The organism is Nonomuraea sp. NPDC004186 (genome assembly GCF_053603495.1).
Genome location: NZ_JBSGFQ010000231.1, coordinates 1 through 8,921, shown reverse-complemented (window position 1 = coordinate 8,921; position 8,921 = coordinate 1). Strand labels below are relative to the sequence as shown.

Sequence of the window (8,921 nt, the reverse complement as noted above, 5' to 3'; positions counted from 1 at the left end):
TCCGGATATCGCCGGGTTCTCACCCGGACCCTGGTCGAACGGGCTTGCGAGGCGGCGATGACGCGATGAGCTGGGTCGGAAGGCCGGCCGCCCGCCTGGAGGACCCACGGCTGCTGAGCGGTCACGGAAGGTTCGTCGACGACCTCCACGTGCCCGGGACGCTGCACGCGCAGTTCGTCCGCAGCACGGTCGCCCACGGCACCGTGACCGGAGTCGACCTGTCCGCGACGCTGGCGACGCCTGGCGTGGTGGCCGCCTTCACCGCCGCCGACCTCGACCTGGGCGACATCACCGCGATCCTCGACCGGCCGCCGTCGGAGTTCGTGCCGACGGCGATGCCGGTGCTGGCCCGCGACCGGGTGCGCTACGTCGGCGAGCCGGTCGCCGTCGTGCTCGCCGGCGACCCCTACGCCGTGGAGGACGGCGTGGAGGCGGCCCGGGTGACCTACGAGGCGGACCGGCCGGTGGTCTCCGCCGAGCAGGCGCTCGCCCCCGGCGCGCCGCTCCTGCACCCCGCCGCCACGGCCAACACGCTGGTGGACGTGTCGATGTTCGCCACCGAGGGCATCGACGCCGTGTTCGCGGGAGCGCACCGGGTGGTGAACGTGCGGGTGAACTCCGCCCGGCAGAACGCGCTGCCGCTGGAGACCCGGGGCGCCGTCGCGAGCTGGGACCCGCGCGAGGAACAGCTCGTGGTGCACACCTGCACGCAGGTGCCGCACCTGGTCCGCACCCTGCTGGCCGAATGTCTCGGCCTGGACGAGCGAGCCGTACGCGTCATCGCGCCCGACATGGGCGGCGGCTTCGGGCTGAAGTGCGTCGTCGGCCGGGAGGAGCTCGCCGCCGCCGCGGCGGCCCTGCGGCTGCGCCGCCCGGTCAAGTGGATCGAGGACCGGCGCGACGCGCTCACCGCGTCGTTCCTGGCCCGCGAGCAGCACTACGACGTGCGCGCCGCGTTCGACGAGGACGGCAGGATGCTCGCGCTGGACGCCGGCATCGTGTGCGACATGGGCGCCTACTCCTGCTATCCGTTCACGGCCGGGATCGAGCCGCTGATGGCCTCGGCGGAGCTGCCCGGCGTCTACCGGGTGCCCGCCTACCGGGTGCGCGCCCGGGCCGTCGCCACCAACAAGGCGCCGTCGGCGCCGTACCGAGGGGTGAGCAGGCCCCAGATCGTGATGGTCATGGAGCGGCTGATGGAGCGGGCCGCCCGCGAGCTGGACCTGGACCCGGTCGAGGTGCGGCGGCGCAACCTGATCACCGAGTTCCCCTACACCGGGGTCAACGAGGTCACCTACGACCCCGGCTCCTACCTGGAGTCGCTGGACTTCTGCGAGCGGCTGCTGCGCGACGAGGGCTGGTACGAGCGCCGGGAGGCCGCCGCCGCCGAGCACCGCCATGTCGGCATCGGCTACTCCTGCTTCAACGAGCGCACCGGCTACGGCTCCGCCGCGTTCGCCAAGCGCAAGATGGCGGTGGTGCCCGGCTTCGACCTGGCCGAGGCGCGGATGGACCTGAGCGGCACCGTGACCGTGACCACCGGCACGATGAGCCACGGGCAGAGCCACGAGACCACGATGGCCCAGATCGTCGCCGACCGGCTGCGGCTGGACATCGCCCAGGTCAAGATCCATCAGGGTGACACCGACCGGGTCCCGTACGGGTTCGGGACGTTCGCCAGCCGGTCGGCCACCATCGGCGGCAGCGCCGTCGCCCGGGCGGCGAGCGCGCTGGGCGACCGGCTGCTGCGCCTGGCCGCGTACCTGCTGGACACCACCGGCGACGACGTCGAGCTGCACGAAGGGTCCGTGCGGCGGCGCGACGACCACGGGCGCGCCCTGACCTACCGCGAGCTGGCCGAGGTGGCCTACCTGAAGGCGCACCTGCTGCCGAAGGACGCCGAGCCGGGACTGACCGCGAGCGCGTCGTTCGACGTGCAGGGCGACGGCACGTTCTCCAACGCCGCGCACGGCGTGGTCGTGGAGCTGCACCCCGGCACGGGCCAGGTGGAGATCCTGCGCTACGTCTGCGTGGAGGACTGCGGCGTGGCCATCAACCCGCAGGTCGTCGAGGGCCAGTGCCGCGGGGGCATCACGCAGGGCATCGCCGGGGCGCTGTACGAGCGGGTCACCTACGACGCCCAGGGGGAGCCGGAGTGCGCGTCGTTCATCGACTACAAGGTGCCCACCGCCTGCGAGATCCCGGACATCGAGATCCACCACCTGCAGACGCCGTGCGCGTTCACCGAGAGCGGCGCGAAGGGCGCCGGCGAGGGCGGCACCATCGGCGCCCCGGCGGCCGTGCTCAACGCGGTCAACGACGCCCTGCGGTCCACCGGCGTGGAGCTGGACGACACCCCCATCAGGCCCGAGACGGTGCAGCGGGCGATCGGAGCGTGCCCGTGACGGAGAAACTGCTGATCAGCCTGACCGTGAACGGCCGGCGCCACGACGACCTGGTGATCGAATCGCGCTACACGCTGGTGGACGTGCTGCGCCACCACATCGGCCTGACCGGCACGCACGTCGGCTGCGAGCACGGCGTCTGCGGCGCCTGCACGGTCCTGATCGACGGCGCCCCCGTACGCGCATGCCTGATCTTCGCCGCGCAGGCCGAGGGGCGGGACATCCGCACGGTGGAGTCGCTGTCCCACGACGGCGAGCTGAACGACCTGCAGCGGGCCTTCTCGGCCTGCCACGGGCTGCAATGCGGGTTCTGCACGCCCGGATTCCTGATGCTCGCCGAGGGATTCCTCGCCGAACGTCCCGACGCGACACGAGAGGAGATCCGCGAGGTGGTGTCCTCGAACCTGTGCCGGTGCACCGGCTACCAGAGCATCGTCGACGCGATCGAACGGTGCGCCCGCGAACGGCGCGAGGCCCGGGGAGACGCGCGATGATCCTGGACAACGAGATCACCGTCCCCGCCCCGCCCGACGAGGTCTTCGCGCTGATCAGCGACGTGGAACGGGTCGTGACGTGCCTGCCGGGCGCCGCGCTCGACGGCCGCGACGGCGACGCCTACCAGGGTGGGGTCACCGTCAAGGTCGGCCCCGTCACCGCCGCGTACACCGGCACGGTCCGCTTTCTGGAGGTGGACGCCGGGCGGCGGCTGCTGCGGCTGCAGGGGCGGGGCGCCGACACGCACGGCGGCGGCGACGCCGAGGCCGAGGTCGTCCTCACCGTGGCGGAGGCGCCGGCCGGGTCGCTGCTGCGGGTCCGCACCGACCTGCTGATCCGCGGGAAGATCGTGCAGTTCGGCAAGGGAGCCATCGCGACCGTGTCCGGCCGGCTCCTGCAGCAGTTCGCCGCGAACCTCGCCACCCTCATCGGCGCCCCGGCCCCCTCGGCCACGCCGGTTCCCGCCCGGCCCGCGACGCGGGAGCTGGACGGTCTGGCGATGCTGCTGCCGCCGGGCGTGATCAAGTACGCGCCGGTCGCCGCCGCCTTCGTGGCGGGGCTGGTGCAGGGCTGGCTGCTCTGCGAGGTCCGCCGGCAGGCCGAGCTGATCAAGGAGTTGCGCCGTGGCTGACGGCCACTGAGCACGGCCGGGGGTTACTCGGTGGCCACCCGGACTCCGAGCGCGATCAGGGTGGCGCCGAGGAGCGCCTCCTGGACGCGCCGGACGCGCCGGGAGCGGAGCAGGTGACGAACGCGGTGCACGCTCAGGGCGATCAGGCCCAGCCCGGTCATGCTGAAGGCGACAGCGATCATCGCCAGTCCCAGAGCGACCGGCACGGCCTGGCCCGGCGAGCCGGCCGGCACGAACTGCGGGAGAGCGGCCAGGAAGAACAGCGTGGCCTTCGGATTCGTGAGGTTGGTCAGGAGCCCCTGCAGGAAGGGTGTGCCGCGCCGTTCGGGCTCGGTGAGGGCCGGTTCGACGCCCCCGTGCGCGGGGCCGATGCGCCAGGCCGCCCACAGCGAGCGGGCGCCGAGGACGACCAGCACCACCGCACCGGTGAACTTGACGAGCGCGAACAGCGCCTCGCTGCGCAACAACAGCTCCGCCAGACCAAAGGCGACCAGCGTGGCGTGCACGAAGAGCCCCGCCGCACAACCGAGCGCGGTACGCATACCCGCTGACCGGCCGGACTTCATCGTGCTGCGGACGACCACGGCAGTATCGAGACCGGGCGTAATCGTGATCAGCAGGCACAGGCCGATGAATGGCAACAAATGATCGGTCATCACACGATTGTGCCGCAGGACAACGCGATGCCGATGGGTGAACAAGCGCACCGTATCCTCCGATGAACCCTCATAATCCGGCAAGCCTGCGGGAGACGTCGATGTCAGCGCTTTCACGGACCTGTCCGTCGCCTCCGGTCCGGGAAGCTGTGGGCGGGGAGGCGGCGGTGTGGCTGTGGCCCGGCCGCGCCCTGTACGCGGGGCCGTCCCTGCGGCTGGGCCCGCACTCCGGCGCGGTGGCGTGCGTGGCCGTCGGCGTGGACGCGCCCTTCGCCGTACGACGCGCGCCCGGCGGCGAACTGCGGGCGCGGACCGCCCTCATCCCGCCACGGGTCCGGCACCAGCTCACGGCGGGTGGCGACCGCATGGTCTTCCTCTACCTCGACCCGGGCTCGGCCGAGGACCGGGCGTGCCGGGCCAGGTTCACCGCCGGCGACGGCGACGTGATGACCGGGCACGAAGCCGAGGCCGGCCTTCTGGTCCGGGCGGCGGCCATCTCCGCGCACAGCCCGGACCGGCAGATCACCGCCTGGGCGGACGAGGCCACCGGCCATGAGCCGCCGTCGTTCACCGACCCCCGGATCGCCGCCGCCATGCGCCGCCTGATCGGCGCGGACGAGCCCTTGCCCGCCGCGCTGCTGGCCGCCGAGCTGGGACTGTCGGAGTCACGCTTCCTGCGGCTGTTCAGGGAACGTACGGGCACCTCGTACCGGAGGTTTCGGCTGTGGGCGCAGATGCACCGGGCCGGTCGTGCGCTGGCCGCGGGCGGGAACCTCACCCGTGCCGCGGCCGACGGCTACTTCGCCAGCCCCTCCCACTTCAGCACCGCGTTCCACGCGATGTTCGGCCTTCCCCCGAGCGCGCTGCTCTCCCGGCGGCTCACGATCCGGTGCCTGGATCCCCTGGTGTGACGGGACGGCTCACCAGGCGATGGCTGCCAGCAGCGCGCCACCGCCCACGGCCTCCACCCAGAAATACAGCCACGAGGGATAGAACGCCGACGGCCGCTCGACCGACCGCGCCACCAGCCGGCCGGCGGCCATGCCCAGCAGGGACCCGGCGACGGTCACGACCACGCCCGTCCGCAGCCCGCCCGCGTCGGCCGCCGCGGCCAGCAGCAGGCCCGCGACGGCCACGCCGAAGCCTCCGTACACGGCACGGACCTCGGTCCGGGCCTCGGCCGAGTCGGCCACGATCCGGAACGGCCTGATCAGCGCGGCAGGCGCGAGGAGGCCGTAAACGCCCATCCCGAGGAAGAACACCGCCGCGGCGGCGATCACGACAGTCGACATGAAAGTGCTCCCCTTTGTCACATCAGCTTGCCTGGCCAGGACAGCCTGCCGCTCGCGCACCGCACCCGGCTTTCACCGACCCGCCATGTTCCGGACGAGACAGCACTCGACCGCGTGCAGGGCCGCCCACGCGGACGGGCCGGGCCGCAAAATCGTTCGATCGCGGCGGCGGTCACGATCTACGATGCGGACGTGTGGGCAACAGATTGAGCCATGTCGCGACGGTGAACGAGCAGATCGCCGCCGACGGCCGGTACACCGCCGAGGACGGCACCCTCGTCACCGTGGGTCCCGCGCTGGCCGCGGCGATCGCCGGCACGGTGAGCCATCCGCCGGACGAGCCGATCGCCGCGCCGACCGCCGCGGGCCGCCGCACGTCTTTCGAGGTCACCGCGGAAGGCAGCCTGCAGGCCGCGCGGCGGCTGCACCTGGCGGGCGCCGAACGGATCGCCGTGCTGAACTTCGCCTCGGCCCGCAACCCCGGAGGCGGCTACCTCGGCGGGGCCAAGGCGCAGGAGGAGGACCTGTGCCGCGCGAGCCTGCTGTACCCGTGTCTGCTGAACGCCCCCGACTACTACGCCGCGCACCGCGCCTCCTCCGACCTGCTCTACAGCCACCGGGTCATCTGGTCTCCCGATGTGCCGGTGCACCGCGACGACCGTGGCCGGCTGCTGAGCGAGCCGTACCCGGTCTCGTTCCTGACCTCGCCCGCGCCCAACGCCGGGCAACTGTTGCGGCGTGAGCCCGGCGCGGGGCCGCGGATCCGGCGCGCGCTGCACGAGCGTGCCGGACGCGTGCTGGCGGTCGCCGCGCACCACGGCGCGCGGCAGCTCGTGCTCGGGGCGTGGGGGTGCGGGGTGTTCCGCAACGACCCGCATGAGGTCGCCGCGGCCTTCCACGCCCACCTGGCAGAGGGCGGGGTGTTCGAACGGGTGGTGTTCGCGGTGTGGGCCCGGTCGGAGGAGTCGGCCAACCGGGCCGCGTTCGCCGAACGCTTCGGGGCCGGGTGAGCGTGTCGGCGCAAGTTACTCGACCGCGTATAAATTGCGGGGATGACCTTCGATGATCTCATCCCGTCCGCCGGTGAGTCGCCGCTGGTGTCGCGGCCGGTCACCCAGGCCGTGATCCTCGCCGGTGGCAAGGGATCACGCCTGCGCCCGTACACCGACACCCATCCCAAGCCGATGATCGAGATCCCGGGCACCGGCCTGCCCATCATCGGCCACCAGCTGGAATGGCTGGCGACGGAGGGAGTGACCGATGCCATCATCTCCTGCGGCTACCTGTCCGAGGTCGTGCTCGACTGGCTGGGCGGGGCGAGTCTGCCGCTCAAGGTGACCCCGGTGATCGAGACCGAAGCGCTCGGGCGTGGTGGCGGGCTGAAGTTCGCCGCCGCCTCCCTGCCCCGACCGGATGAGCCCTGGTACGCCACCAACGGCGACATCTGGACCCGCTTCAGCCTGCGCGCCATGGCGGACTTCCACCATGAGCGCGACGCCCATGCTACCCTCGCCCTGGCTCGCCCTCGGCTCCCTTGGGGGACCGTGGACATCGACCGTTTCGGCAACGTCCTGGACTTCGTCGAGGCTCCGCCGTCGCCCTATCCGATCAATGCCGGGGTCTATGTCTTCTCCGCCGAGTTCGCCTCGATGCTCCCGGATGTCGGCGACCATGAGCGAAGCACGTTCCCGTACCTCGCCCGCCAGCGCCGCCTGGCGGGTTATGAGTTGCCGCAAGGGGTGTACTGGCGGGCCATCGACACCGCCAAGGATCTGAACGAGGCCGCCAAGGAACTGGCCGCCTTCCGTAAGAAGAACACGGCGTCCTGATCGCTCCGGACGGATGGTCATGACTCAAAAGAGTGCGTGGCGCGTTACTTCATTTTCGCCGTGATGCCGGGGAGTGTGGACCGTACGCCCATCTCTGCAGGGAGGATGACGTTGTCGACATCCGTGGGCCAGGAACCCACTCCCCCGAACGTGCCGTTCCTCGATGTCCTGGATCCGGCTTTCGACTTCGGCGCCCCCGAGGTCTCCGCGGCCCAAGCGGAAAGCTGGTACGCGACCAGCCCCATCGGCCTGCTCGTCCTGCGCTATGAGCAGGCCAATGACCTCCTGCGCGACCGGAGGCTGGACCACAACGGCAAGCGGTACCTGGAGACGAACGGGATCTTCGACGGCCCGATCTACGACTGGTTCGTCCCGATGATCGTCAACCACGAAGGAGAGGACCACCGCCGCCTGCGCCGCCTGACGAGCAAGGCGTTCACCGCGCGCACGGTGGAGAGCCTGCGGCCGTTCATCCGGGAGCAGGCCGAGCAGCTGACCGAGGGCCTGGCGTCGGCCGGGACGTGCGAGTTCGTCGAGGACTTCGGCTCCCGGCTGCCGCTGACGGTCATGTGCCGGTTGCTCGGCGTGCCGCCCGAGGACTACGACGTGTTCGGAGCCTGGACCAGGGACATCGGCCTGGTCTTCAGCCTCGCGACCGGCGGCGACGTCGTCACCCGGGTGGAAGCGGCGGTACGCGGCCTGAACGACTACGCCGACTTCCTCATCGAGGAGAAGTCGGCCAGGCCCACCGACGACCTCAGCTCCGCCCTGGTCGCGGCCTACCAGGCCGACGACGGCCGAGTCACCAGGGACGAGCTGCGCAACCTGCTGGTCACGCTCGTGTTCGGCGCCCAGGACAACACCCGCTACCAGCTCGCGAACGCCATGGTCGTCTTCGCCGAGCACCCCGACCAGTGGACCCTGCTGGGGCAGCGGCCGGAGCTGGCGGCCCAGGCCGTTGAAGAGGTGATGCGCTGGCTTCCCTCGGCGGGCACCATCTACCGGTTCGCCGCGGAGGACTTCGACTACGAGGGACTGCGCATCGCGCGCGAGACGTTCCTCACGATGTGCGTGAGCATCGCCCAGCGCGACCCGCGTGCGCACAAGAACGCCGATCGATTCGACATCACGGCGGTCAGGGACAATCCCCCTCTGCAGTTCGGCGCGGGCCCGCACCACTGCCTGGGCGCGGCTCTGGCCCGCGTCGAGATCGGGGAGGCGCTGCCCATCCTCGCCGCCCGGCTGGGCCCGCCCTCCGTCGCGGGGCCGGTCGCCTGGCAGGGCCCCCTCGGGATCCAGGGCCCGGACACGCTGCCGCTGCGCTTCGGCTGATCAGGACCGGCGGCCCGCCCGCCCCCCGGGGAGGGCGGGGTTCCGGGGCGCTCACGGCCGGGAGACGCCGTGGTAGTGCGGCAGGTCCAGCGGCGGCACCGGGAAGCCACCTGCCGCCGGCTCTTCGGACAGTTCCTCGAACTCGGCCTCGACCTGGGCCTTCTGGGCCTCCTTGCGCCGCTGGCCGACGGTGTCGAACCGCATCCAGATGGCCAGCCCGCCGATCACGATGATCCCGGTGACCACGAGGGCGATCATCCGGGACTCCTCGTTGAGCATCA

General features: G+C 71.8%; 9 protein-coding genes and 1 pseudogene. 7 read left to right on the top strand and 3 right to left on the bottom strand.

Annotation, left to right across the window (positions count from 1 at the left end):
* Nucleotides 1-65: 65 nt before the first annotated feature.
* The 3 genes from ACWEPL_RS64250 to ACWEPL_RS64240 are packed head-to-tail and all read left to right on the top strand — an operon-like array spanning nucleotide 66 to nucleotide 3,531.
* Nucleotides 66-2,405, top strand: a complete 2,340-nt coding sequence (locus ACWEPL_RS64250; RefSeq protein WP_452442797.1) for a xanthine dehydrogenase family protein molybdopterin-binding subunit — start codon at nucleotides 66-68, stop codon at nucleotides 2,403-2,405.
* On the top strand, nucleotides 2,402-2,899 hold the full coding sequence (locus ACWEPL_RS64245) for a (2Fe-2S)-binding protein (protein WP_452442795.1): 498 nt from the start codon (nucleotides 2,402-2,404) through the stop codon (nucleotides 2,897-2,899). Before ACWEPL_RS64250 ends, ACWEPL_RS64245 begins: the two co-directional genes overlap by 4 nt.
* Complete coding sequence (locus ACWEPL_RS64240) at nucleotides 2,896-3,531, top strand: SRPBCC family protein (RefSeq protein WP_452442794.1); 636 nt, start codon at nucleotides 2,896-2,898, stop codon at nucleotides 3,529-3,531. The genes ACWEPL_RS64245 and ACWEPL_RS64240 overlap by 4 nt, the downstream gene beginning before the upstream one ends.
* A 23-nt stretch (nucleotides 3,532-3,554) precedes the next feature.
* Here ACWEPL_RS64240 and ACWEPL_RS64235 read toward each other — a convergent pair whose 3' ends face one another.
* Complete coding sequence (locus ACWEPL_RS64235; RefSeq protein ID WP_452442792.1) at nucleotides 3,555-4,304, bottom strand: LysE family translocator; 750 nt, start codon at nucleotides 4,302-4,304, stop codon at nucleotides 3,555-3,557.
* A 50-nt stretch (nucleotides 4,305-4,354) separates the two neighbouring features.
* Between ACWEPL_RS64235 and ACWEPL_RS64230 the strand changes: the two genes are divergently transcribed.
* Nucleotides 4,355-5,098: a helix-turn-helix domain-containing protein gene (locus ACWEPL_RS64230; protein WP_452442790.1), complete on the top strand. Its 744-nt coding sequence runs from the start codon at nucleotides 4,355-4,357 to the stop codon at nucleotides 5,096-5,098.
* Nucleotides 5,099-5,107: 9 nt separating this feature from the next.
* Here ACWEPL_RS64230 and ACWEPL_RS64225 read toward each other — a convergent pair whose 3' ends face one another.
* The gene (locus tag ACWEPL_RS64225; RefSeq protein ID WP_363985133.1) at nucleotides 5,108-5,479 is read right to left on the bottom strand and encodes a DUF4345 family protein; all 372 of its coding nucleotides are present in this window, start codon (nucleotides 5,477-5,479) and stop codon (nucleotides 5,108-5,110) included.
* A gap of 194 nt (nucleotides 5,480-5,673) precedes the next feature.
* Between ACWEPL_RS64225 and ACWEPL_RS64220 the strand changes: the two genes are divergently transcribed.
* The 3 genes from ACWEPL_RS64220 to ACWEPL_RS64210 all read left to right on the top strand — a co-directional run bounded on the left by ACWEPL_RS64220 (nucleotide 5,674) and on the right by ACWEPL_RS64210 (nucleotide 8,640).
* Nucleotides 5,674-6,489, top strand: a complete 816-nt coding sequence (locus tag ACWEPL_RS64220) for a TIGR02452 family protein (protein WP_452442788.1) — start codon at nucleotides 5,674-5,676, stop codon at nucleotides 6,487-6,489.
* A 42-nt stretch (nucleotides 6,490-6,531) separates the two neighbouring features.
* Complete coding sequence (locus tag ACWEPL_RS64215; RefSeq protein WP_452442786.1) at nucleotides 6,532-7,308, top strand: nucleotidyltransferase family protein; 777 nt, start codon at nucleotides 6,532-6,534, stop codon at nucleotides 7,306-7,308.
* Between the two features lie 111 nt (nucleotides 7,309-7,419).
* Nucleotides 7,420-8,640, top strand: coding sequence for a cytochrome P450 (locus ACWEPL_RS64210; RefSeq protein WP_452442784.1), 1,221 nt, complete (start codon nucleotides 7,420-7,422; stop codon nucleotides 8,638-8,640).
* 51 nt (nucleotides 8,641-8,691) lie between these two features.
* On the opposite strand, the pseudogene ACWEPL_RS64205 reads toward ACWEPL_RS64210, so the two are convergent.
* Nucleotides 8,692-8,921 (bottom strand): annotated as a pseudogene (locus ACWEPL_RS64205) (NADH-quinone oxidoreductase subunit NuoH); the annotation flags it as partial.

What these genes read in the sequence shown, in the direction of transcription:
- ACWEPL_RS64215 (WP_452442786.1), top strand. Translation starts at nt 6,532, where the DNA reads ATGACCTTCGATGATCTCATCCCGTCCGCCGGTGAGTCGCCGCTGGTG.
- ACWEPL_RS64240 (WP_452442794.1), top strand. Translation starts at nt 2,896, where the DNA reads ATGATCCTGGACAACGAGATCACCGTCCCCGCCCCGCCCGACGAGGTC.
- ACWEPL_RS64225 (WP_363985133.1), bottom strand. Translation starts at nt 5,479, where the DNA reads ATGTCGACTGTCGTGATCGCCGCCGCGGCGGTGTTCTTCCTCGGGATG.
- ACWEPL_RS64250 (WP_452442797.1), top strand. Translation starts at nt 66, where the DNA reads ATGAGCTGGGTCGGAAGGCCGGCCGCCCGCCTGGAGGACCCACGGCTG.